We start from the raw sequence: 19921 nt of genomic DNA, 5'->3' as shown, positions 1-19921 counted from the left end.
GACTATCTCCACTCCGATGCTTGCTTGTTGTCATTCTGATTGGCTGCGTACCGGCGCGCGGCCTCATCCTGTTCAATGTTGACGAAGTGCCCATTCTTCCATCCCATGTAAAAAGTCTTTGGCTGGCCAGAACGATATTTCCCAACGATGATTTCGGCGATCCCCTTCATGTTGCTGTTGTCGTGATAAACCTCATCGCGGTACGGGAAGATAATCACGTCTGCATCCTGCTCTATCGCCCCTGAGTCCTTCAGGTCTGCCAGCGTTGGGCGCTTGTCAGGTCGAGTCTCAACACCACGATTAAGCTGTGAGAGCAAGATAACGGGCACTTTGCTGCGCAGGCTGAACTGCTTGAGCTTCCGTGTAATCTCTCCGATCGCTATGTCGTTACGCTCTGCCTTTGGCTTTTTCATCAGGCCGAGGTAGTCGATAGAAACAAAGCTGAGGCCGCCGTCCATGTTCAACCGTTCGGCATGTGAGATTATTTCATCAACGCTCATCGCCTCATCAAGCACATAGTTTTCTTCGCCCTGAAGCATGCCGGTAGCGGCTGTTAGTCGAGTGAACTGCTCGGGGATCATATCCAGAGGGTTACGCAGTGCGCCGATAGCTAGACCAGAGCGATCGGCAACGTGGCGTTCGACGACCTGCATCTCTGACATCTCCATGGAAATCATTAGGCCGCGGCCTTTCTGGTGACCAATTGAGTTGCCGATGTTGATCGCCAGTTCCGTTTTGCCCATGCCCGGTCGCCCAGCGATGATTATCAGGTCAGTGCGATCGAATCCCCCGTACTCGTTATCCATCGGCTCAATACCGGTTTTGAGATACAAGCCTGACTCAGCGCCTTTCATGCGTTTCTCCAGAACATCCATGTAGTCCGGCAGTAGGTCACCAATCTTGCGCGGCAGCCGGTCATTGGTTTCGAATTGCAGGTTCGACAAAATACCGCTGACTTCGGCGATCCGCTCGTTTAGGTCATGAGTGCCAGCTTCACGAAGCAACGAAGCCGCCTTGGTTAACTCAGCCTCCCCCTTTCGCAACATCCAGCACTGGCGAACACGCTTGGCCCACGCCTTGATGTTTGCAGCAGACTTGCAGCGAGCAGATACGGACAAAACCAGATCCCGAGTTTCACCCGATACCCCTTCCTGAACCGTAAACGGGTCAATCGGTTCGCACTTGTTCAGCAGCGCAACGATAACGCGGTACATGTTCTGCAAGTGGAAGTTCGCAAAGGCCTCGATAGGAAGCTTCCCAGCGATTTCAAGGCAATCAACGTGGTCGCCTTTGATAATCATTGAGCCAATCAGCTGCTCTTCAAAATCGTAACTGTCCATCAGTCCTCCCTACCCAAAACTTCATCGATAATTCGTTGAGTTAACGCTGTTTCGATTCCGTATTTTTTGCCACTTGGATTCTCTCCACAGGCCCATGCACTTGGCTTGTAACCAAACTCGATGTACCCGTTGATGAACGTGTCGATATCGGTTGGCTCTTTGCCAAGTTCTTTGCACTGCTTGAGGTAGGAAGCCCATAGGCGCTTAAGACCGCTCTCCACGGTGACGGTGAAACTACGCATTTTTGGTAATCCGTGTTTCTCCGCTTTGCAGTTCCAAGTGTTCTTGAAACGTTCGCGATCGAATACCTGTGATTTTGAGCGTGGATTTGTTCCCAATGCTCGAGGATTAGTTCCTGCTTGGCGGGGTGTTTTTTTGCTCACATCCAGCAAGCCCACATCGTGGGTTTGGGTATGTTTTAATTCTTGTTTAATAACTTCTTGTTCATGTACTCCGCACTTACCTTCGGCGTTACCTTCTGGTGAATGGCTTAAAGCCGCGCCAGCACTGGGTTTGTTACCTTCGCTATTACCTCCGTATTTACCTCCGGCATCATTACCTCCGGCTATACCGCTTAAAGCCGCGCCAGCACTGGGTTTGTTACCTTCGGCACCATTTTTGTGGTTATTGCCATTTTCTTGATCAGCTATGAGCTGGTAATCGCTATAGTTTGTGATTGATATCACTGTCCCATGGCGGTTACCTGAATAACTCAACATGCCCTGTGATACAAAAAAGTCCAACATTCGGCGAACCTGCTGAGGGCTTTTCTCTTTACCTTCTGCATCGCGTAATTTTCGACACAGTAGGTCATATTTGGTGACCAACTGCCCCGCCGCCAATGACCATTCGACACCGTTAAAACTAACTGTACGGGGTTTGTGAGTGGCTTGACCGATCAGCCTGACCCATAAGGCCAACTTACCAACATCAAGCGCCCAATCAGCGGAGAGGAGACTTCTGAATAGGGCAAAGTGCCCCATCTTCTGGTTCTCCATCCTGATACTCCTGACGACCGTTTTATCAACAAAGTTCGCATAAGCAACGTTACCCATCGTTCTTACCCTCACTGGCCTTCTTCTCTGGTAGCAAAGCCTTTAACTTCTGAATAAAGCCCAAGTTAACCGAGCGTAAAAACTGATCTCTTATGATGCTTTTATGAGTACTTTGCTGGACATATCTCCAGTCTTTTTGCATACTAACCTCCTGTGAATGAGCTCAAAAATTCATAGTGATCTGAGAGTCGTCAGCTGTTCCCGCAGTTGGCGACTTTTTCTTTTGTGGCAATACCGATTCCACAGCCTGACGCGCTACCTCACGAATCAAACTGGTTTCCCATACCTTCTCTAGCAGTACGAACATCGTTGCCATGTCGCGGATATTGAGGCGGCTTACTTTCGATTCGTGCCACCCTGCTTGCTTTGCTAACTCTCGGTTAGTCTTCTGCATCATCCGGCAGCGGAGTTCTGTCTCCACTTCGTTGATGCGCTTGCTATAACTTGCATGTTCCATTGATTAAAATTTCCGTGTTGAATAAATAGTTACACCACCGGTGTAGGTGGTTGGGGTTTCCCCACATTGCGGCAGGGAGGCCATGACTGTTAAAGAGCGGTGTTGCTTAAGCTGCTAGTAAATTTTGTTTACTAATGTCTAAAATTTCAGACGCGCGGTATTTACCACCTGAAATGCTTTCAATTTGTTGTGCGTATTTGGTTTTCCCAAAAAACTCAGTCTTAGGAAGAAAGCCATTTTTGAGCCATTTATAAACGGCTCTTTCGCTAACCCCACAAGCCTTAGCTACTTCAGGAATACCAATACCTTTGATTGGTTCGTCTAGAGTTTGCATAGGTTATCCTTTTCGTACTTTCAGTACAGATTATGATTGAACTGAAAGTTTTTGCAAGTGGTTTACTATCGTACTCATGGTACAAGTCGAGAAAGTGCGTGAAGAGTTTGCCCAGCGGCTAGCGCAGGCCTGTAAAAATGCTGGATTAGATGAACATGGACGCGGGATCGCTATTGCCCGAGCACTAGGTGTTTCATCTAAAGGAGTGAGTAAATGGTTCAATGCTGAGTCTTTACCACGCCAAGCAAAAATGAATGAACTCGCAAAATTCTTGCGAGTCGATGTCATGTGGTTGCAGCATGGAAATCAGGCTCTCGATCGCAACGTTACAAACCCAATCCCTTATTCTCGTGGAAACTTGTACCCAGTCATTAGCTGGGTAAGCGCTGGAGCATGGGCGGATGCTTGTGAACCGTACACAATTGAAGAAATTGATGAATGGTATGAGTCTGATGCAAAAGTTTCTGGCTCTGGATTCTGGCTTCGAGTCCAAGGCGATTCAATGACGGCCCCCACAGGGCTTAGCATTCCAGAAGGAACACTTGTCCTCATCGATACAGGCAGAGAGCCGGGCAATGGGAGCTTAGTTATAGCTAAGTTAACTGATGCAAATGAAGCTACGTTTAAGAAATTGATTATTGATGGCGGGAGTAAATACTTGAAGGGATTAAATCCTGCATGGCCTCTCATACCAATTAACGGTAACTGCAAAATCATTGGCGTAGCCATAGAGACCAAGCTTCGACTGGTTTAGCCCAATGGACTGAAGATACGTTTTAGGGGGTGTAACTAAGTTTGAACTCGCGAGGCATTGTAATCAGCGATGAATCAGCATTTTCTGCCAAACTGGCTTGTATTCTGCAAGTTAATATATATATTAACTCCTAGGTGGTGATAAATTGAAAGGCTCCATACAGGGTGAGTGTCATCGCATAGTGCATTGCAAGGGAGCATTGAAGTCCCTCGGTGAGTCCCTAAAAAGTGTAACTCCTGCAAAGAAGCAGAAAAGTATGCTGATATCTCTCACTCTACAGCTTGAACGACTAGTTTCTGGAAAGAGAACACCTGATTTAAGTGCTCGCAAGGAAGGGGTGTTGCCATCACTGAATGGTAAGCCAGCAAAAAATTTCTGGGCTATAAAAAAGATCCCAATTAGAGGTTATTACTGGGAATCTGACAGACATGATATGACATTCTTCATGAGTCATTATATATACAAAGACTTTGATCGACTTGATGATGCAGACGTTCAAAAGGTAAGAAATAACTGGGAAAGAATCGAGCGAGGCTGTGATGATTGCTAACAATATGTTTAGTGATGAAGATTTTGTTTTTCCTGAGGTTGGAGAGCGAGAGATGGCGTGTGAACGCCTGATTTTCAACACAACCGAGGATCTTCTTTTGGCAATGCAGGATGCGAACATTTCACAGTCAGAACTTGCTAAAAAGATGGGGAAATCTAAAGCCCATGTGTGCCAGTTGCTTGACGGCTCTAGAAATATGACTCTCAAAACTCTTTCTGATATGGCATATGCATTAGGAGCAATTGCAAAAGTTGTCATACTAAGAGGGGGGGTTGATGTTTCACATGTTGTTGCCCCTGAATTAAAACAGCTTGCATGGAACATGAGTGATGTCAGAAAAAATCCTGTACAGACCATCAAGATTACTATTAAAGCCAGTAATGCGGAATACCAAACAAAATGTTACTAAGTGAATTGCAACTTATTGAAGCATCAGTAATTAACAGCTCAATTATGCGCATAGGAGATTCTTATGGCGGAGATGTTACTTTTGAATATGGTAGCCTAAATTTTGAAGCTGGAGGCCATCTGCTTTCCAATCCGGAATTATCGGTGATTGCTGTTAACGCTAGCCCCTACGGATATAGCTATGATTCTGAGAGTTCTGCCAAAGTGTTTTCGTTGAAAATGGATATCAAAATGGTTTACACATATCCAAAAGATGAAAAAATAGATGCAGATTTTCTTATTGATAACACTTGGTATTTCTCATCATTCATGAAAACTTACTTCAAATTCTTTGCCGATACACTGCTTGTACAATCTGGGATTAAAGGAATCTCCCTTCCCATGAATTGACCTATCCCCGCCCCCGAGCGGGGTTTTTATTGCCCTCACTCCTTCATCGCCTCCGCTGCCATTATGTACGTAGCCCTTCTCTTCTCGTCATACTCAATCTGGGCGAAAGATTCCAACATTGAAATGATGTACTCCTTCTTCACCTCTTGCTCGTAAGACACCAGATTTAACGTTGCCTTTCCTACCGCCTCGCATAAGTCGTTGTAACCGATCGCGTTCTTTTCCATATTCCCTCCTGTTTTGCTCACTTTATCACCTACAAACCAAGAAATTCATTAAATCAAAAAAATAAATTTCATTAAGTTTCAAATACTTTACCTAAAAGTACACAAACAAAATCAAATTTCGTACTTATGGTACTTGCTGTTTATGTACTATTGGTTCAATATAATCACATCAACACGGCAGGACGCACTAACCAACAGGAAGTTGGATGCTCTTTAACAATCAGAAGGTATGCCGAGAGGTGTACACCAAAGTTAAGTTGGCTTTGGCGGTGATGTGAATTGCAGGGCTAAGACCCAACCAGAAGATAAGCATCTGGCGCATCACAGCCAAAGCTAACTAACGGAGAAATCCATGAACGCAAAACAACGCTGCAAATTACGCCGTTTAGAACGCCGTAGTGAAGAGAGAAATTCAGCCAATGCAGAGCGCCGGTTGGCACGAAAAATCGCTACCACGCTCTCTGGATGCTCAGAGAGAACAGTAAAAGCACTATCCCTACCGACACCGAGAGCAGCTAAAGAGTTGGTAGAGGTAGAGCATAAGCAGCATCGGGTTGTGTCCGGCGTCAACATTTCAGCGTTCGGGCGTCAGAAGATTCGCGGGAAGAGCATTCCCTTAATTTAGAGAGGTAGGTATGGAGATTGAGTCGAGCAAAATTCATGTTTTGGATATGATTAATATCCATCAGGGATGGAAAGCTGGATGTGGGATTGTAATGGTTAGCGAAGAGCACACTCAAAGCCGCTGCGATGAATTAACCACGGCTGGATTACTGGTAAAAACAGATGATGGGTGGTTCAAGGTTTCGGAAAATGGAAGCCAATATTTAAAGGAATACTACAAGAAGGTCGCTTAGGTGGCCTTTTTTATTGGGTGAACAAGGGGTGTGAGATGGAAGAAGCAAGAAAAGAGTTTGAGCTTTTATGTCCGCTCAACGGATTGAAAAAAGACAACCCAATCATTCTTTCTGCAAATACTGGCGTTGTCTATCGTGATGCCAAAACCCAGCAGGCATGGCGCTTCTTCTTAAAAGGATGGAGAGCCAAATCAAAAGCACTGGCAAAGAATAGTGAACAGGCCGCCTAGCGGTCTTTTTTATACCCAGAATGGAGATAGATATGAAAGGTGATAACGGCGGGCCTGCATTTCCAAATGTTCCAGATGGAGCTGGTGATAAGTGGGCTGATTGGGATAAGGGAATGTTTCTGCGTGATTACATCGCAACCAAGGCCATGCAGGGAGCTATTGCAAACAATAGTTTTGCAGATACAGGCAGTGACCATGAAATTGAGTGGGTTGTAAGACTCTCATACAAATATGCAGACGCAATGCTAAAAGCCCGTGGCGAGTAATGCACCTAGCAGGTATTCACTGAGTATCTGCTGTGAGCAATCCCGCTCATAACTGGAGAATGACTGCTCTGGTTAGCTGACACGTTTTGCCCCTCTCGTTAGGGGCTTTTTTATGGCTGGAGGAAAGTATGCCGAACATAAAACGCTACGAAATTGATTACGACTGGAAGGCTAATGTTACCGTTGAAATTGACCATGACATTGTTACTGATGACGCATTACACGAACTAAACAACTTCTGGAGCAATGCAGAATGGCGTGTTGAGCAGCACGACGGCGTTCTTAATGCAGTACTGAAAATGCTGGCGCGGGAAATCATCTATATCCAGTTTACTGCCGGCTACACCATTGACGGATTGATTAAACAGTTCGATTGGGATTCGGGTAACGGGCAGGAAGGTTGGCCGCCGATGGATGGCAGCCATGGCATCAAAATTATCGACACCGAAGATTTGGACATTGATTACGACGACATGTCGATAAAAGTGAAAACCGTACCACAGGTCGCTTAGGCGGCCTTTTTTATACCCAAATTTCATGCAAAAAAAAGACCTGATACGGATGCAGGATATCAGGTCGAACAAGGCCATATAGCGATATATGACAAGTCAAAGCCCACTTCTGGGGTGGATGTCCATTATATCAGTTTATCCATAGTGATTTTGTGCTTACGCCTGTTGTTCATAAAGCGTTGATATACCCCATCTAAACAAACTAATTCATCGCAAAGCGTAGGCGTTTTGCAATGAAACCAACAATCAATAACTAGGAGTTACCCATGATTTATGCAATCGCGGGTTGCCCGAACATGGGCAACCTCAAACAGTCGCACTTACGTAATTTAATCGAGCGAGCGAAAGATGCCGCCCGCCGTCTTATCGACTTATTGAATCAGCCCGGTAATCCCTTATGAGCTACTCAGTAAAGCTACTTCGAGCATTGGCTATGGAGTCATGCCGGTTACGAGATGGTGTCTTATGGGATATAGCAAGCGACCTAGCAAGGGTTAACGGAGGTGTGAAGTGAACGCATACCAGTTGCAGGATTACATTGAAGATCAGCGAATAAAGCAAAGCGACGCCGAACTTGAGCGTCAGAATTGGATTGATAATCGCGCAGAAGAAATCCTTTCAGAGTACCCAGATGGGCCAGAGTCATTTGCTGGCTTTAACCTTCCTGAATCGGTTCGGATGGGCTTGTATACATCAAAAGCTAAAGATGCATACAACGAGTTCATCACGGTAATGGCATGGGAACGAGCAGAAACCGAATGGAACGATAAGTATGGATGGGCGGCATGATAGAAACAGGCATTTATTATGATATTTCAAACGAAGATTATCATGCTGGTGAAGGGATTAGTAAGTCGCAGCTGGATGATATTGCAGTAAACCCAGCTTTTTATTTATGGCGTAAAAACGCCCCAGTTGATGAAGAGAAGATTAAATCTCTCGACATGGGCTCAGCTCTACATTGCTTGTTACTTGAGCCTGATGAGTTCGACAAGCGATTTATCGTGGCCCCTGAGTTCAATCGCAGAAGCAATGCAGGGAAAGAGGAAGAAAAGGAATTTCTTAAGCAATGCGAAGGATTGAACAAGACAATCATGACCTCTGATGAGGGACGTAAATTAAAGATTATGCGCGAAAGCGCCCTCGCCCACCCTACAGCAAGATGGATGCTTGAAGCTCAAGGGGTTCAGGAGGCGAGCATCTATTGGGAAGATAGTGAGACAGGCGTTTTATGCCGTTGCCGACCTGACAAAATGATAACTGAGTTCAACTGGTGCTTAGACGTTAAGAGCACAGCGGATATGGATAGATTCGGTCGATCATATTACGACTACCGATACCACGTCCAAGACCCGTTCTATTCAGATGGGTATCACAAGCAATTTGGCGAGCATCCTACCTTCGTATTCCTCGCGATCAGCACATCAATAAATTGTGGTCGTTATCCAGTCAAAATCTTCACTTCAGATGCACAGGCTAGACAGGCTGGGCGTGAAGAATATAAGAGAAATCTACGCACCTATTCTGAATGTCTGTCCACAAATGAGTGGCCGGGCATCGAAACATTATCACTCCCTTATTGGGCTAAGGAATTAAGAAATGAGTAGCCAGCCACCAATTGCAACCGCAGACCTGCAGAAGACACAGCAATCCAAACCGCCAGCAGAAAAATCCCCAGAACAAACTCTTGTAGCATTCATGAATCAGCCAGCGATGAAAAATCAGTTGGCAGCCGCGCTACCGCGACATATGACTGCTGATCGGATGATCCGCATCATCACTACCGAAATAAGAAAAAACCCGGAGCTGGCAGGTTGTAATCAGCAGAGCTTTATCGGTTCCGTAGTTCAATGCTCACAACTTGGCCTTGAGCCCGGAAACTCTTTAGGCCACGCATACCTCCTGCCATTCAATAAAAATAAAAAGAATCCATCAACGGGGAAATGGGAAGTCGTTAGCAAGGATGTGCAGTTAATCATTGGGTATCGCGGGATGATTGACCTAGCACGACGGTCTGGTCAGATAGTTAGCATCTCTGCCCGTACAGTTCGTGAAGGGGATGAGTTCAAGTTTGAGTACGGGCTAAATGAAACCCTGACACACATACCGGGCGAGAACGAAGATGCAAAAATCACTCATGTTTATGCTGTAGCAAAGCTGAAAGATGGCGGCGTACAGTTCGAAGTTATGACCTTCAAGCAAGTTGAAAAGGTTCGCAGCCAAAGCAAAGCAGGAAACAGCGGTCCGTGGTCAACCCACTGGGAAGAAATGGCGAAAAAGACCGTCATTCGCCGCCTATTTAAGTATCTTCCAGTCAGTATCGAAATGCAGAAAGCCGTCATTATGGATGAGAAAGCCGAGGCTGGACTTGATCAAGAGAACGCCTCAGTAATTCACGGAGAGTATTCAGTAGTTGATGGAAGTAGCGAGGAATAAGCCTTGTGGCATCCTCACAATGATATCCGAGTGGGGAAAGTAACCATTCCCTACTCAGGAAAAAACAACGGCTGGTTACTCCCCGATAACACCTTCACATCCAATCCAATAAAAGCCCAGCGACTAGCAGAAAAACATAACGCCTTTCTAACGAAACTGGCGCGCGAGCTGCATTGGTCCGCATAGGTAGATATTCATGAACAACCTACCAATCCAGACATACGAATCAGTAGTTCAGCAGCGTGATGCGCTGGCGGCTGAGAATACAGCGATGAAATCAATCATCCAAAGCGTCAAGGAAATGGCGTTTTCTAATCGTCGAAACGCACACAATTGCGGCCCATTCAAAATGACAGATTTGTGTGGTGACTTGATAGCGGAAAGCTCAGTTGTGACACCAGCCACCGACGCATTCACCCGTGAGCTGATGGCAAAAGGTGTTGATGCTTTAGCTGTGAAATACAGAAACATGATTGAAACCATGCATCCAGACACCATCGCATACGGTGCATTAAAGCAGGAGTTTGAGTCAGTAATCAAAGAGGCTAATAAGTTCGCAGCTCAGCTTCGCAAGGGGATTAATGATGCACAGTAACAGCAAAGGGCGCGAGTACTTCATTTTGAGCGTTCATCACTGCTCTCGCGATGATGCATTCATTTTGATGTTTAGAAGCGATGACTCTGGATACGCATTCCGACTTCATGCTGCTGGGCGTTATACAGAGAAACAAGTGATGGAGCGCCCTGATTATTACAACGATGGCGACTGCAATATAGCCGTGCCATGCGATGTGATTGAGTCTTTATCCCCCCCTGCTCCAGATGGTTACTTTGACGATAACGGCGGTGTTGTTGTTCTGAATAATGCAAAGAACTGGCGTAAGGCCATAAAGGACGCCGTAGCCAAACCAAAGTATGAACCAAAGCCAGAATATCCACGCGCACGCAGAAGCAAGGAGCAGAGCAATGACTAAGTTAACGCAAAAGCACACTGATTTACTCTGCCACTCTCTCGGAATCAATGAGCACCAACGCGAGCCGTACCGAAACCACTTCCTCGCTGGCGATGGACATAGCGATAACGCAGTGCTTATAGAGCTTGTCGAAGCTGGATTTATGACCGCTCAAGCAGCGCCAAAAATGTGGGGCGATGGGACTGTTTATGTTGTGACTGAAGTTGGAAAACAAATTGCGATCAATAGTTTGCCGGAACCAAAAAAGCTAACTAAGGCGCAGGCCAGATATCAGCATTACTTAGATGTTGACGACTGCTATCACGACTTTGCGGCGTTTCTTGGCTTTCAACCTCCAGAACGCGAATACGGGTACTCATGGGAGAATCGCGGACTGATTCGCTTTCGAAGTCCACGAGCTACCGGCAAGTGGTGCAAAACAGTTAAAGAAGCAAAAGCAAGCTATAAAGCTGCGATGAAAGCTAATAAAGAATCAGGTAAGGAGTGGTCTTATGTCTAAGTTAACAACTGATCGTTTAGAGACTATCGCTACATGGCGTGAAAAGTACGGGAATGGTGCAAATGTCATGATTCCCGCTGAAGAAGCAGAGTTGATGGCTAGACAGCTTCTGGCATACGAGCAAGCAGCTAAGAATCCTGTGGCGTGGACAGATAGCGATGAGCTGGAGGATGCAAGGAAGGGGTATTCCGCGTACCTGTTTGCGATTGATGGAGAAGCTAATAAATTCGCTGACCCCCACCGAAAAATCATGCTCTATGCAGCACCGGTATTACCTAAACAGCCCGAACTTGTAGATTTGAGTCAGCAGGTGGAAATACTAAATAGAATCTTGAATTGGATATTAAAAGAGCTTCCAGTTCCGACTCAAAAAGCCTCGGCAATGGCTATCCGATTAAGTTCTGTGATTGACATTATTTCAGACCTTGAGATTACAGCACCCGCACAACCTGTAATACCAGAACAGTCAGAACTACGCTACGGCGATAACGTCCTGTGGTTCTTGAATGAGCTTGCGGCTTTTGATGCATCTGACATCGATAGTGATGATTTTGACGTCTACGGCGAGGATCGGAACGGCATGGAAGGTTGCGCCACTATCAGCATTACAGAACTGGCAGCAGATGCCGCTAAGTTGTTATCAGCACAACCTGTAAGCGAGCCTTACAAGTTGCCTCAAGGCTGGAAGCTGGTTCCATGCAAGCTAACGGCAGAGAACGGAGCCAAGTCATGCATGATTGGTGAATTCACTGAGCAGACAGAGATTAGCTGCCCCGAATGCTTTGGTGATGATGAGTGTGAAACTTGTGATGGTAGCGGGATTATCGAGGTTACGGTTCCCGTCCGTTGGACAACCATCAAGGATATTTGGTCTAAAGGGATTGAACACTTTGCCGCAGCCCCTGCGCAGGAGAGCGAATAATGGCAATTCTTAATTATGACCCAGCAGATCCGGACAAAATGAAACTGCCAGTGGGTAAAGCGTGCGGTGATTGCGTACATATTCGGCGTTGTAAAGCCATTTTCGGGCACGCTGAATCGGATACGTATTGCGATTGGTCACCCTCTCGCGCTGCATTTTCAACGCCTACAGCACAGGAGCAGAAATAGATGACCGTCACATTTAACGGATTTTTAGCATTCGAAAAGTATGAGCCGAAGCCAGAAGATGTATGCAATTTCTGCAAAGGAATTTGTGGCAAAGAAAATATGGTTGGTGGGCCTGATGGATTATCAATATGTCTACCATGCATTGAGCTTTGCAATGAAATTGCTCAGGAACGCAAGGCTGCGGAGCGAGAGAAGCAAATCAGCGAAATTACCAGCTTGCTAGATGGATTGCCTGACTCCTGGCAGAACCATGAAGCGGCGGCAGCTCTCTATGATGCTGGCTGGCGTAAGGTTGATAAGCCATGCTGATAGCCGGTTATATCCTTCTAGTCAGCGCCTGCGGATTAGATGCTTGCGATGCCCTCCCCGTTACACCTGAAGTTATGCCAAAAGAAACCTGTGAACAATGGATAAAGCTGATTCATGAGAAGCGGCCTAACCACGTTCTAATGTGCTTACCAGTTAACCAAGATTAATAGCCGCCTAACCAGCGGCTTTTTTATTGCCGGAGGATGCATGCGACACATCATCAAGGGTAATCCAGAGAGTACAGAAAGAGCGGCTATAAAGGCTGCTCTCAATCTCCATCAAGCCAAGTACGGAGACTATGGGCCAACCAAGAAAGGCGTCACGTACACAATCAAAGTTAGCGAAGAGAAATTCTTCATAGAGATTATCAACCGAGAAAAATCATATGTGGTGAAGTGGAATACTAAATCTGGCCACCTGAATAGAGGTGATATCATCGCCTCATAGTCAAAACAGGTGACATTATGACCGGACGTAACAGACGCAATTTTAGCCCCGAGTTTCGCCTCGAAGCTGCCCAGCTTGTACTCGATCAGCACTACAGCGTTGCCGCCGCTGCAACAGCAATGAATGTCGGTAAATCCACGATGGATAAATGGGTTCGCCAGCTTAAAGAAGAACGCGCAGGGAAATCCCCAAAGGCCTCTCCGATGACGCCTGAGCAACTTCGCATTCGTGAATTAGAAAAACGACTACAACGTGTTGAAATGGAAAACGATATATTAAAAAAGGCTACCGCGCTCTTGATGTCAGACTCCCTGAACAATTCTCGTTAGTTGAGAAACTCAGGACGCGGTTTCCTGTTGCCTTTATTTGCAATGTGTTCGGGATCCATCGCAGTAGCTATCGGTACTGGCTAAGCCGACCGCAGAAACCTGATGCAAAACACATCGTTATACTTAGCCTAGTTCGTGAAGTTCATCATGCCAGTAATGGCTCTGCGGGGGCCCGGAGCATTGCCGATATGGTCAGCGCAAAAGGTGTTCCGTTGAGTCGCTGGCGGGCCAGTAAGATAATGAAAGAGCTGAATATTATTAGTTGCCAGCAACCGGAGCATCGCTACAAAAAAGCCACAAAAGAGCATGTGGATATCCCTAATCATCTGGATCGCCAGTTTGCAGTAACGGAACCTAATCAGACCTGGTGCGGCGACGTGACCTACATCTGGACGGGCAAACGCTGGGCTTATCTGGCGGTTGTTCTGGATTTATTTTCTCGCAAGCCAATAGGCTGGGCGATGTCGTTTTCTCCGGACTCAGTTCTGACAGGAAAAGCATTAACGATGGCCTGGGAAACCAGGGAAAACCGGCTGACGTTATGTATCATTCTGACCAGGGAAGTCACTATACCAGCAGGGAATTCAGACGGTTATTGTGGCGTTATCGTATAAAGCAAAGCATGAGTCGACGAGGGAACTGCTGGGACAACAGCCCAATGGAACGATTTTTCCGCAGCCTGAAATCAGAATGGGTCCCGAACTGTGGATACGCTAATTTTAGCGAAGCAAATAGATCAATAACGAATTACATCATTGGTTATTACAGCCAGCTCAGACCCCACCAATATAACGGTGGCTTAACACCCAATGAATCAGAGCGATTGTTCTGGAAAAACTCTAAAACTGTGGCCAGTTTTTGTTGACCACTTCATGGCTACATCGATGATGCGGCCTAGGGATTTATCCAAAGTGTGGGGGAATGCAGCGTGAGTGAATTTGCTAGCAATACGCCGCTAGAACATAAAGACCGGTGGCAGACGCCGATAGAGGTATTCGCCGCGCTTGATGCTGAGTTTGGTTTCTATCTCGACGCGGCAGCCGACCACGGAAACGCCTTGTGTGCCAGATATCTGACAGAGCGCGATGATGCATTGAATAGCGAATGGGTAAGCTACGGCGCTATCTGGTGCAATCCGCCCTACTCCGCAATAACTCCGTGGGTAGAAAAAGCCGCTGAGCAGTGCAAAGCACAAAGCCAGCCGGTTGTGATGTTACTCCCTGCTGATACATCAACCGGTTGGTTTTCTCTGGCGCTCGAGTCTGTTGATGAAGTCCGTCTAATCACTGGTGGTCGATTGTCATTCATCAATGCCGGCACCGGAAAGCCAGGTAAAAACGGAAACAGCAAAGGCAGCCTGTTATTTATCTGGCGCCCATTCATCAAACCACGTTGCCAATTCACAACCGTATCACGCGACGAACTGATCGCAATCGGCAGCAGCATTATGGCGGGAGTGAAAGCGGCGTGACATGACAGCAGAACAAGATAACGCGATAAGAAATGTAGCAAGAACCCTTCTCACCGAACTCCGCAGCAAAAAAACAACCTCACATACCGCCAGTTACTCGATAAGCATTCAGCAAAGATAGCGCCCCTATGCGGCAGTTTTAAGCCGTGGATGGTGCTGTCTTGCTACTGCATGAAAGTGACGGATAAGGATAAATAGATGGAGAAATTCAGTCTCGACACAGATGAGGCATGCGAATTCCTCGGGATATCAAGACCAACATTAACAAGATGGGTAAAAACAGGAAGGCTCATCGCGACACGTAAAAACCCTACCAAAGCTAAATCACCCTACCTCTTCACTCGCCAAGCATGTATTGCCGCACTTCAAGATCCGCTGCACACTGTGGCGGTGAGCGCGGCGGATGCGACAGGAGAAATACCATGTCACTCTTCCGTAGAGGAAAAATATGGTACGCGAGCATCTCTATCCCGGGTGCGAAGCGTATTAAAGAATCACTTGGCACAGAAGACAAGCGGCAAGCTCAGGAGCTGCACGACAAATTAAAGTCTGAGTATTGGCGTGTTGATCGCCTCGGAGAACTGCCAGATATATTGTTCGAAGAGGCATGCCTGCGCTGGATAGAGGAGAAGTCAGATAAGAAGTCACTTGATACCGATAAAAGCCTGATGGGATTTTGGCTGTCACATTTTGAAGGTGTGAAGTTAAAGGATATTACTGAGGCCAAGATATACGCTGCAATTAGCAAAATGACTAACAGGCGTCATGAGGAAAACTGGAAGAATAAACTCGAGGCGTTAGCTAAAAAAGGGAAGGATGCACCTCCATTCAAACCCAAGCCAGCAGCAACAGCGACGAAGGCCGCACACCTATCGTTGATGAAGTCCATAATGCGAGCAGCAGAAAGAGAATGGAAGTGGCTAGATAAGGCACCACTGATAAAGGTTCCACAGCCTAAGAATAAGCGCATACGGTGGCTTGAGCCACATGAGGCTGTTAGGTTAATTGATGAGTGTCCAGAACCACTAAAGTCTGTTGTCCGCTTTGCTTTAGCAACCGGCCTGCGCCGATCAAATGTACTTGATCTCGAGTGGCAGCAGATAGACATGCAAAGGAAGGTAGCTTGGATTAATCCTGAGGAAAGCAAATCAGGGAGAGCGATTGGCGTAGCCTTAAATGATACCGCGGCCAAAGTCTTGCGTGAGCAGATTGGAAAGCACCAAAAATTCGTGTTTGTTCACACGCATGCTGCAAACCGCTCCGATGGGTCTATTACACCGGAGATCAGGAAAATGCGCGTAGATAGTAACAAGGCTTGGAAGTCTGCATTAGTTAGAGCTGGAATTGAAAACTTCCGCTTTCACGACTTGAGGCATACATGGGCGAGCTGGTTAGTTCAAGCTGGAGTGCCGCTTTCAATTTTGCAAGAAATGGGAGGCTGGGAATCTATCGAGATGGTTCGGCGGTATGCACACCTAGCGCCTAATCATTTAACTGAGCACGCCAAGCAAATTGATGTGATATTTGGCGATTGTGTCCCAAATATGTCCCACATTGGAAATATACAGATGGAGGTTAATTCTAAGTGATTGAATTTGTTGGTGGGTCGTGGCGGGTTCGAACCGCCGACCAATTGATTAAGAGTCAACTGCTCTACCAACTGAGCTAACGACCCAACGGCGGTGATTATTCTCTTCTGTGATGTTTGCGTCAATCATCACACAATCCCTGAGCGAACGGTTGGTGTCCGCCTAGGTTTACGAAATGTTTAAGAAACACGCATCATTCACCGCAGTGACTTCGCTTGCTGAATCTGACGCACGCAGCGCGCCAGTTCTGTGATGTTGTGATCGGGCATGCTGTGTTGTTCTAGCGCGGAGTCTAAAGAGAATAAATACTCCGCGTTGGTGCCCAGCACACCGCTTGCCTGAGAAATCAGCGCTGCCACGGTATTCAATGCCGAACAAGATTCATATAGAGGGTGTTCACGGTCGGTGATAAAGGTAATGCCCTTTACTTCTCGGCCATCCGAAAGAGTCAATGAGCACCACTGTGGAGTATAAACTCCTGCTAGCATCTCACGCGTCCAAAGTATCTGCAGTTCGCTACGCGCATTTTCGTCTGATAAGCGAAATGCTAATCCACGCGTCTCGCCTCCCGGTTTTAAACCCAACATACGTCCCGGAGTACATTCAGAGCCACGCCCTGCTAATAGACGAATATTAAAATCACGTTGCCAGCCTTTTAAGAACGCGGGCTGCACCTCGGCAAATTCAAGCAACGGATTCCAAATAAGTGAACCATAGCCAAAAACCCAAATCCCCTGCCCTTCGGGGCAACTCTCAATCACATCATTCAACGACGCATTCAGCTGTGCTGGCGTCCAGAACAGGTTTTCTAATGCTGAGTAGGTTTTGGCATAGTCTTGCGATTCTAATAACTTTCGAGTTAACACGTTAACCTCCCCCGCGCAGAAAACAACGACAGTGAATTTAAACTAATCTATAGATGGTTTTAACTCAACTGTCATCATGCGCCGTGTGGCGGTTGTGAAGTAATCAAATATTTCGAATGATGTATAGGGCGATGGAGGTTTCACAGATAATGATCATAATCGACCAAAACGCCGCCATAAATTGAGATTTGTTTTTAAGAAAAGCATGAAAGGATTGCATAATCTGTTTGCCCATCAGGCGTGACCACTAATGTGTATAACAATGCTACTCCCCCGAAAATATTTCTGCAAATTATCAATTTTAGTTGATAACCCAAAAACTCCCGTCGAATAGTTTTATTCCGTTTCCCATTAACGAATCTCCCTTATATTTTGCCTTTATTTTCTCCTTTATTAGATAACGAGAAGCGTTCTCATCCTTTGTTAATTTATCCCTAAATAACCGTAAATTGTGTTTTGTCACATAGTAGTGGTCATTTTTTATCACTTGGGCTACATTTGTAATATAGGCCTTAAATATAAGAATTATTGAAGCTTTTGCTTTGTTTACGCGTTTCACCAGCTAGGAATTAATTGCTGTTTAGTAGTCTACTTACCATGAGGGACGGATAATGAAGCTACGGTTTATTTTCGCAATCGCAGCTAGCGCTGGCTTGTTTGCCGCACCAGCGATGGCAGCTACGACAACGGGTACCGTTGCCGTAACATTAACACTTACCAACGGCTGTCTAGTCAACGGATCACCTGCGCAAACGGCGGTTAACTTCGGCTCGTTGAACTTTGGAACATCCGTTGCGACCTTTGATACATTAACTGCCACCTTTACCGGTGGAGGCACCGGCGGTAATACGTTTAACGTGCAGTGTACATCTGGCGCAACCTATACCGTCGCGCTCACCAGCAGCCTCAATGCCGCGCCTACTACGGTCTACGGCACTGTCGGCACCCCCGGGCGTTATTTGATCAGCCCAACTGCCACCACGCAAGGTATTGCCTATAGCGTTTATGGAACCTCAGGCATGACAACTGCATTGGCGAACGGCGCCCCGTTAACAGCGGTGAGCACCAGTGGAAACACGAACAGCTATGCGTTATGGGCCAAAATCGTTGGCGTTGCGAACAGCACAAACGTATTAGCAGGTGCTTATGCTGACACGTTAAACATTACCATTACTTATTAATTAGCCGTGAAAAAGCGGGCATGGTGCGCATTAGATATGACGCTTCCACCGCTTTTAGCGGCGACGTTGCTGTGGGGGCTCACGCTGGGGAGCGCCTACGGCATCATCACTGCGCAGTTTAAAGCACAGGCCACCATCGTGGCTGGCTGTGCCGTTTTGGGTACGGGAAGTCTATTTGGCACCTTGAGCTTTGGTACCTATTCCGGCACGGGTACCGGCAGCGTTAGCGGCACTTTTGTGCAAAACACCTCGCTGACGCTGGCGTGTACTCCTGGTGTGTCGCTGAGTATGGCCATCAATGGCGGTTCTAACTTCACGACGGTGCGCAACGTGATGCAAAGCGGAAATAGCCTGCAGTTGCCCTATCGTATTTATTCCAATGCAGCGCACACCAATGAAATCATCGTGAACCAAAACGTTCCACTCAATATTTCCAGCTCCAATAACAATATTATTTTGCCGATTTACGGCGTATTACAACTTAACGGCTTTAGCCCTTCAGGGAGCTACACCGATACATTAACGGTGACGCTTACTTGGTAAATCAAGGAGATAATAATGAGCAACCTCCAGCGCGCTACGCATCATCTTTGTATTATTCTGGGCAGTGCGCTATTAAGCACCATCGTCCCCGTAAATGCCTATGCCGCCACAAATATGTTGATCTGGCCAATCGATCCCGCCTTAGGTGCCAACGATAATGCCACTGAGCTGTGGCTAGAAAATAAAGGTGCCGCGGCCGCCACGATGCAAATTAGAGTTCTTGGCTGGAAACAGGTTGCGGGAGAAGAAAACTATCGGAGCCAACAAGACGTTGTCGCAAGCCCTCCCATTGTGAATATCGGCGCGGGGAAAAAACAATTAATCAGGCTAATCCGTCAATCCCCAACGCCTGCTGGGCAAGAACAAGCGTTCCGTATTCTGATTGATGAAGTCCCCCCTGCCGAGCGCTCTACGGGGTCTCAGGCAGGGGTGTCATTGTTAATGCGCTATTCGCTGCCTTTATTTGTGTACGGCGACGGCGTTAATTTCCAGCGCAATGCGGCAGAACCGGTACATCTTAGCCAAAGCCAACTGAGCTGGAAGATGACCACCAATAATGGTCACCCGGCTATTGAGGTCACCAACCGTGGTACGATTCACGCACGCCTGAGTAAGGTCTCGATTAATGGTAAAACGATGGCCGATGGACTACTCGGCTACGTCCTCGCCGGATCCTATCGGACGTGGCCTTTGCCAGCCGGAGTCACTCGAGGCCAAATGCTAAAGGCTGAAGTAAATAGCGACAGCAATATCTGGCAGTCAGGTCCGGCGCAATAGCCGCCCTTTA

The 19921-nt window shown here is 46.8% G+C and carries 33 protein-coding genes, 1 tRNA gene and 2 pseudogenes; 28 read left to right on the top strand and 8 right to left on the bottom strand.

Features of this window, described 5'->3' with window-relative positions; all coding sequences use genetic code 11:
- Window positions 1-2 precede the first annotated feature (2 nt).
- From AB3Y96_RS08925 to AB3Y96_RS08905, 5 genes are all read right to left on the bottom strand, one after another.
- Window positions 3-1340, bottom strand: coding sequence for a replicative DNA helicase (locus AB3Y96_RS08925; RefSeq protein WP_046360908.1), 1338 nt, complete (start codon window positions 1338-1340; stop codon window positions 3-5).
- Window positions 1340-2395: a replication protein gene (locus AB3Y96_RS08920; RefSeq protein ID WP_367298995.1), complete on the bottom strand. Its 1056-nt coding sequence runs from the start codon at window positions 2393-2395 to the stop codon at window positions 1340-1342. The genes AB3Y96_RS08925 and AB3Y96_RS08920 overlap by 1 nt, the downstream gene beginning before the upstream one ends.
- Entirely contained in the window at window positions 2388-2537 is a 150-nt protein-coding gene (locus AB3Y96_RS08915; RefSeq protein WP_020303618.1) for a hypothetical protein, read from the bottom strand. The genes AB3Y96_RS08920 and AB3Y96_RS08915 overlap by 8 nt, the downstream gene beginning before the upstream one ends.
- Before the next feature lie 21 nt (window positions 2538-2558).
- Window positions 2559-2852: a CII family transcriptional regulator gene (locus AB3Y96_RS08910; RefSeq protein ID WP_046457143.1), complete on the bottom strand. Its 294-nt coding sequence runs from the start codon at window positions 2850-2852 to the stop codon at window positions 2559-2561.
- Between the two features lie 106 nt (window positions 2853-2958).
- Complete coding sequence (locus AB3Y96_RS08905) at window positions 2959-3186, bottom strand: AlpA family transcriptional regulator (RefSeq protein WP_004092509.1); 228 nt, start codon at window positions 3184-3186, stop codon at window positions 2959-2961.
- 76 nt (window positions 3187-3262) lie between these two features.
- On the opposite strand from AB3Y96_RS08905, the gene AB3Y96_RS08900 reads away from it, so the two are divergent.
- The 4 genes from AB3Y96_RS08900 (at window position 3263) to AB3Y96_RS08885 (ending at window position 5288) form a co-directional block, all read left to right on the top strand.
- Window positions 3263-3940 (top strand): LexA family protein, encoded by a 678-nt coding sequence (locus AB3Y96_RS08900; RefSeq protein WP_367298994.1) that lies wholly within the window; start codon window positions 3263-3265, stop codon window positions 3938-3940.
- 256 nt (window positions 3941-4196) lie between these two features.
- Window positions 4197-4490 (top strand): hypothetical protein, encoded by a 294-nt coding sequence (locus tag AB3Y96_RS08895; protein ID WP_035504242.1) that lies wholly within the window; start codon window positions 4197-4199, stop codon window positions 4488-4490.
- The gene (locus AB3Y96_RS08890) at window positions 4480-4899 is read left to right on the top strand and encodes a helix-turn-helix domain-containing protein (RefSeq protein ID WP_367298993.1); all 420 of its coding nucleotides are present in this window, start codon (window positions 4480-4482) and stop codon (window positions 4897-4899) included. The genes AB3Y96_RS08895 and AB3Y96_RS08890 overlap by 11 nt, the downstream gene beginning before the upstream one ends.
- On the top strand, window positions 4890-5288 hold the full coding sequence (locus tag AB3Y96_RS08885; RefSeq protein ID WP_367298992.1) for a hypothetical protein: 399 nt from the start codon (window positions 4890-4892) through the stop codon (window positions 5286-5288). The genes AB3Y96_RS08890 and AB3Y96_RS08885 overlap by 10 nt, the downstream gene beginning before the upstream one ends.
- 35 nt (window positions 5289-5323) lie before the next feature.
- Here the strand turns inward: AB3Y96_RS08885 and AB3Y96_RS08880 are convergent, their stop codons facing one another.
- The gene (locus AB3Y96_RS08880; RefSeq protein WP_367298991.1) at window positions 5324-5515 is read right to left on the bottom strand and encodes a hypothetical protein; all 192 of its coding nucleotides are present in this window, start codon (window positions 5513-5515) and stop codon (window positions 5324-5326) included.
- Window positions 5516-5867: 352 nt separating this feature from the next.
- Here AB3Y96_RS08880 and AB3Y96_RS08875 point away from each other — a divergent pair, with 352 nt between their 5' ends.
- The 21 genes and pseudogenes from AB3Y96_RS08875 to AB3Y96_RS08775 all read left to right on the top strand — a co-directional run bounded on the left by AB3Y96_RS08875 (window position 5868) and on the right by AB3Y96_RS08775 (window position 16544).
- On the top strand, window positions 5868-6140 hold the full coding sequence (locus AB3Y96_RS08875; protein WP_230676563.1) for a hypothetical protein: 273 nt from the start codon (window positions 5868-5870) through the stop codon (window positions 6138-6140).
- Window positions 6141-6150: 10 nt separating this feature from the next.
- Window positions 6151-6372, top strand: a complete 222-nt coding sequence (locus tag AB3Y96_RS08870; protein WP_367298990.1) for a hypothetical protein — start codon at window positions 6151-6153, stop codon at window positions 6370-6372.
- Window positions 6373-6407: 35 nt separating this feature from the next.
- Window positions 6408-6602 (top strand): hypothetical protein, encoded by a 195-nt coding sequence (locus tag AB3Y96_RS08865; RefSeq protein WP_367298989.1) that lies wholly within the window; start codon window positions 6408-6410, stop codon window positions 6600-6602.
- 32 nt (window positions 6603-6634) lie between these two features.
- Window positions 6635-6868, top strand: coding sequence for a hypothetical protein (locus AB3Y96_RS08860; protein WP_367298988.1), 234 nt, complete (start codon window positions 6635-6637; stop codon window positions 6866-6868).
- Between the two features lie 128 nt (window positions 6869-6996).
- Window positions 6997-7380, top strand: a complete 384-nt coding sequence (locus AB3Y96_RS08855; protein WP_367298987.1) for a DUF2528 family protein — start codon at window positions 6997-6999, stop codon at window positions 7378-7380.
- Window positions 7381-7646: 266 nt separating this feature from the next.
- Window positions 7647-7781: a protease FtsH-inhibitory lysogeny factor CIII gene (locus AB3Y96_RS08850; protein ID WP_020303614.1), complete on the top strand. Its 135-nt coding sequence runs from the start codon at window positions 7647-7649 to the stop codon at window positions 7779-7781.
- Between the two features lie 109 nt (window positions 7782-7890).
- Complete coding sequence (gene gamL / locus AB3Y96_RS08845; RefSeq protein ID WP_008814380.1) at window positions 7891-8169, top strand: host nuclease inhibitor GamL; 279 nt, start codon at window positions 7891-7893, stop codon at window positions 8167-8169.
- Window positions 8169-8987, top strand: a pseudogene (locus AB3Y96_RS08840) (PD-(D/E)XK nuclease-like domain-containing protein); the annotation flags it as partial. The gene gamL and the pseudogene AB3Y96_RS08840, both read left to right, overlap by 1 nt.
- On the top strand, window positions 8980-9816 hold the full coding sequence (gene recT / locus AB3Y96_RS08835; RefSeq protein WP_072307689.1) for a recombination protein RecT: 837 nt from the start codon (window positions 8980-8982) through the stop codon (window positions 9814-9816). The pseudogene AB3Y96_RS08840 and the gene recT, both read left to right, overlap by 8 nt.
- A gap of 3 nt (window positions 9817-9819) precedes the next feature.
- Complete coding sequence (locus tag AB3Y96_RS08830) at window positions 9820-10002, top strand: DUF1317 family protein (RefSeq protein WP_072307688.1); 183 nt, start codon at window positions 9820-9822, stop codon at window positions 10000-10002.
- Window positions 10003-10012: 10 nt separating this feature from the next.
- The gene (locus AB3Y96_RS08825) at window positions 10013-10411 is read left to right on the top strand and encodes a hypothetical protein (RefSeq protein ID WP_367298986.1); all 399 of its coding nucleotides are present in this window, start codon (window positions 10013-10015) and stop codon (window positions 10409-10411) included.
- Window positions 10398-10790, top strand: coding sequence for a hypothetical protein (locus tag AB3Y96_RS08820; RefSeq protein WP_367298985.1), 393 nt, complete (start codon window positions 10398-10400; stop codon window positions 10788-10790). Before AB3Y96_RS08825 ends, AB3Y96_RS08820 begins: the two co-directional genes overlap by 14 nt.
- Window positions 10783-11289, top strand: coding sequence for a hypothetical protein (locus tag AB3Y96_RS08815; RefSeq protein WP_367298984.1), 507 nt, complete (start codon window positions 10783-10785; stop codon window positions 11287-11289). Before AB3Y96_RS08820 ends, AB3Y96_RS08815 begins: the two co-directional genes overlap by 8 nt.
- Complete coding sequence (locus AB3Y96_RS08810; RefSeq protein ID WP_367298983.1) at window positions 11282-12211, top strand: hypothetical protein; 930 nt, start codon at window positions 11282-11284, stop codon at window positions 12209-12211. The genes AB3Y96_RS08815 and AB3Y96_RS08810 overlap by 8 nt, the downstream gene beginning before the upstream one ends.
- Window positions 12211-12399, top strand: coding sequence for a hypothetical protein (locus AB3Y96_RS08805; RefSeq protein ID WP_072307685.1), 189 nt, complete (start codon window positions 12211-12213; stop codon window positions 12397-12399). Before AB3Y96_RS08810 ends, AB3Y96_RS08805 begins: the two co-directional genes overlap by 1 nt.
- Entirely contained in the window at window positions 12400-12708 is a 309-nt protein-coding gene (locus AB3Y96_RS08800; RefSeq protein ID WP_072307684.1) for a hypothetical protein, read from the top strand.
- A 207-nt stretch (window positions 12709-12915) separates the two neighbouring features.
- Entirely contained in the window at window positions 12916-13155 is a 240-nt protein-coding gene (locus tag AB3Y96_RS08795) for a DUF4060 family protein (RefSeq protein WP_367298982.1), read from the top strand.
- Window positions 13156-13172: 17 nt separating this feature from the next.
- Window positions 13173-14349: pseudogene (locus AB3Y96_RS08790) on the top strand (IS3 family transposase).
- 63 nt (window positions 14350-14412) lie between these two features.
- Window positions 14413-14955 (top strand): phage N-6-adenine-methyltransferase, encoded by a 543-nt coding sequence (locus tag AB3Y96_RS08785; protein WP_367298981.1) that lies wholly within the window; start codon window positions 14413-14415, stop codon window positions 14953-14955.
- 198 nt (window positions 14956-15153) lie between these two features.
- Window positions 15154-15501, top strand: coding sequence for a helix-turn-helix domain-containing protein (locus AB3Y96_RS08780; RefSeq protein ID WP_224452600.1), 348 nt, complete (start codon window positions 15154-15156; stop codon window positions 15499-15501).
- On the top strand, window positions 15402-16544 hold the full coding sequence (locus tag AB3Y96_RS08775) for a site-specific integrase (RefSeq protein ID WP_367300301.1): 1143 nt from the start codon (window positions 15402-15404) through the stop codon (window positions 16542-16544). Before AB3Y96_RS08780 ends, AB3Y96_RS08775 begins: the two co-directional genes overlap by 100 nt.
- A 10-nt stretch (window positions 16545-16554) precedes the next feature.
- Here AB3Y96_RS08775 and AB3Y96_RS08770 read toward each other — a convergent pair.
- Together AB3Y96_RS08770 and AB3Y96_RS08765 are read right to left on the bottom strand one after the other, a co-directional pair.
- A tRNA-Lys gene (locus AB3Y96_RS08770) sits at window positions 16555-16630 on the bottom strand.
- A 111-nt stretch (window positions 16631-16741) separates the two neighbouring features.
- Entirely contained in the window at window positions 16742-17410 is a 669-nt protein-coding gene (locus tag AB3Y96_RS08765) for a gamma-glutamylcyclotransferase (protein WP_072307355.1), read from the bottom strand.
- Window positions 17411-18021: 611 nt separating this feature from the next.
- On the opposite strand from AB3Y96_RS08765, the gene AB3Y96_RS08760 reads away from it, so the two are divergent.
- From AB3Y96_RS08760 to AB3Y96_RS08750, 3 genes are read left to right on the top strand one after another with little or no spacing between them, the layout of a single operon-like run.
- The gene (locus tag AB3Y96_RS08760; RefSeq protein WP_072307353.1) at window positions 18022-18591 is read left to right on the top strand and encodes a spore coat protein U domain-containing protein; all 570 of its coding nucleotides are present in this window, start codon (window positions 18022-18024) and stop codon (window positions 18589-18591) included.
- A 36-nt stretch (window positions 18592-18627) separates the two neighbouring features.
- Window positions 18628-19134, top strand: a complete 507-nt coding sequence (locus tag AB3Y96_RS08755) for a spore coat U domain-containing protein (RefSeq protein ID WP_072307352.1) — start codon at window positions 18628-18630, stop codon at window positions 19132-19134.
- A 15-nt stretch (window positions 19135-19149) separates the two neighbouring features.
- Window positions 19150-19911, top strand: a complete 762-nt coding sequence (locus tag AB3Y96_RS08750; protein ID WP_367298980.1) for a molecular chaperone — start codon at window positions 19150-19152, stop codon at window positions 19909-19911.
- Window positions 19912-19921: the final 10 nt, after the last annotated feature.

The organism is Hafnia alvei, assembly GCF_964063325.1.
Taxonomy (GTDB): domain Bacteria; phylum Pseudomonadota; class Gammaproteobacteria; order Enterobacterales; family Enterobacteriaceae; genus Hafnia; species Hafnia alvei_B.
The sequence above is the reverse complement of the archived record's forward strand: the minus strand, read 5'-3'. Positions and strand labels throughout refer to the sequence as shown.

What these genes read in the sequence shown, in the direction of transcription:
- AB3Y96_RS08805 (WP_072307685.1), top strand. Translation starts at nt 12,211, where the DNA reads ATGGCAATTCTTAATTATGACCCAGCAGATCCGGACAAAATGAAACTG.
- AB3Y96_RS08870 (WP_367298990.1), top strand. Translation starts at nt 6,151, where the DNA reads ATGGAGATTGAGTCGAGCAAAATTCATGTTTTGGATATGATTAATATC.
- AB3Y96_RS08795 (WP_367298982.1), top strand. Translation starts at nt 12,916, where the DNA reads ATGCGACACATCATCAAGGGTAATCCAGAGAGTACAGAAAGAGCGGCT.
- AB3Y96_RS08855 (WP_367298987.1), top strand. Translation starts at nt 6,997, where the DNA reads ATGCCGAACATAAAACGCTACGAAATTGATTACGACTGGAAGGCTAAT.
- AB3Y96_RS08820 (WP_367298985.1), top strand. Translation starts at nt 10,398, where the DNA reads ATGATGCACAGTAACAGCAAAGGGCGCGAGTACTTCATTTTGAGCGTT.
- recT (WP_072307689.1), top strand. Translation starts at nt 8,980, where the DNA reads ATGAGTAGCCAGCCACCAATTGCAACCGCAGACCTGCAGAAGACACAG.
- AB3Y96_RS08915 (WP_020303618.1), bottom strand. Translation starts at nt 2,537, where the DNA reads ATGCAAAAAGACTGGAGATATGTCCAGCAAAGTACTCATAAAAGCATC.
- AB3Y96_RS08920 (WP_367298995.1), bottom strand. Translation starts at nt 2,395, where the DNA reads ATGGGTAACGTTGCTTATGCGAACTTTGTTGATAAAACGGTCGTCAGG.
- AB3Y96_RS08875 (WP_230676563.1), top strand. Translation starts at nt 5,868, where the DNA reads ATGAACGCAAAACAACGCTGCAAATTACGCCGTTTAGAACGCCGTAGT.
- AB3Y96_RS08750 (WP_367298980.1), top strand. Translation starts at nt 19,150, where the DNA reads ATGAGCAACCTCCAGCGCGCTACGCATCATCTTTGTATTATTCTGGGC.
- AB3Y96_RS08910 (WP_046457143.1), bottom strand. Translation starts at nt 2,852, where the DNA reads ATGGAACATGCAAGTTATAGCAAGCGCATCAACGAAGTGGAGACAGAA.
- AB3Y96_RS08825 (WP_367298986.1), top strand. Translation starts at nt 10,013, where the DNA reads ATGAACAACCTACCAATCCAGACATACGAATCAGTAGTTCAGCAGCGT.
- AB3Y96_RS08865 (WP_367298989.1), top strand. Translation starts at nt 6,408, where the DNA reads ATGGAAGAAGCAAGAAAAGAGTTTGAGCTTTTATGTCCGCTCAACGGA.
- AB3Y96_RS08780 (WP_224452600.1), top strand. Translation starts at nt 15,154, where the DNA reads ATGGAGAAATTCAGTCTCGACACAGATGAGGCATGCGAATTCCTCGGG.
- AB3Y96_RS08895 (WP_035504242.1), top strand. Translation starts at nt 4,197, where the DNA reads ATGCTGATATCTCTCACTCTACAGCTTGAACGACTAGTTTCTGGAAAG.
- AB3Y96_RS08860 (WP_367298988.1), top strand. Translation starts at nt 6,635, where the DNA reads ATGAAAGGTGATAACGGCGGGCCTGCATTTCCAAATGTTCCAGATGGA.
- AB3Y96_RS08890 (WP_367298993.1), top strand. Translation starts at nt 4,480, where the DNA reads ATGATTGCTAACAATATGTTTAGTGATGAAGATTTTGTTTTTCCTGAG.
- AB3Y96_RS08810 (WP_367298983.1), top strand. Translation starts at nt 11,282, where the DNA reads ATGTCTAAGTTAACAACTGATCGTTTAGAGACTATCGCTACATGGCGT.
- AB3Y96_RS08755 (WP_072307352.1), top strand. Translation starts at nt 18,628, where the DNA reads ATGACGCTTCCACCGCTTTTAGCGGCGACGTTGCTGTGGGGGCTCACG.
- AB3Y96_RS08905 (WP_004092509.1), bottom strand. Translation starts at nt 3,186, where the DNA reads ATGCAAACTCTAGACGAACCAATCAAAGGTATTGGTATTCCTGAAGTA.
- AB3Y96_RS08880 (WP_367298991.1), bottom strand. Translation starts at nt 5,515, where the DNA reads ATGGAAAAGAACGCGATCGGTTACAACGACTTATGCGAGGCGGTAGGA.
- AB3Y96_RS08900 (WP_367298994.1), top strand. Translation starts at nt 3,263, where the DNA reads ATGGTACAAGTCGAGAAAGTGCGTGAAGAGTTTGCCCAGCGGCTAGCG.
- AB3Y96_RS08760 (WP_072307353.1), top strand. Translation starts at nt 18,022, where the DNA reads ATGAAGCTACGGTTTATTTTCGCAATCGCAGCTAGCGCTGGCTTGTTT.
- AB3Y96_RS08800 (WP_072307684.1), top strand. Translation starts at nt 12,400, where the DNA reads ATGACCGTCACATTTAACGGATTTTTAGCATTCGAAAAGTATGAGCCG.
- AB3Y96_RS08815 (WP_367298984.1), top strand. Translation starts at nt 10,783, where the DNA reads ATGACTAAGTTAACGCAAAAGCACACTGATTTACTCTGCCACTCTCTC.
- AB3Y96_RS08925 (WP_046360908.1), bottom strand. Translation starts at nt 1,340, where the DNA reads ATGGACAGTTACGATTTTGAAGAGCAGCTGATTGGCTCAATGATTATC.
- AB3Y96_RS08885 (WP_367298992.1), top strand. Translation starts at nt 4,890, where the DNA reads ATGTTACTAAGTGAATTGCAACTTATTGAAGCATCAGTAATTAACAGC.
- AB3Y96_RS08850 (WP_020303614.1), top strand. Translation starts at nt 7,647, where the DNA reads ATGATTTATGCAATCGCGGGTTGCCCGAACATGGGCAACCTCAAACAG.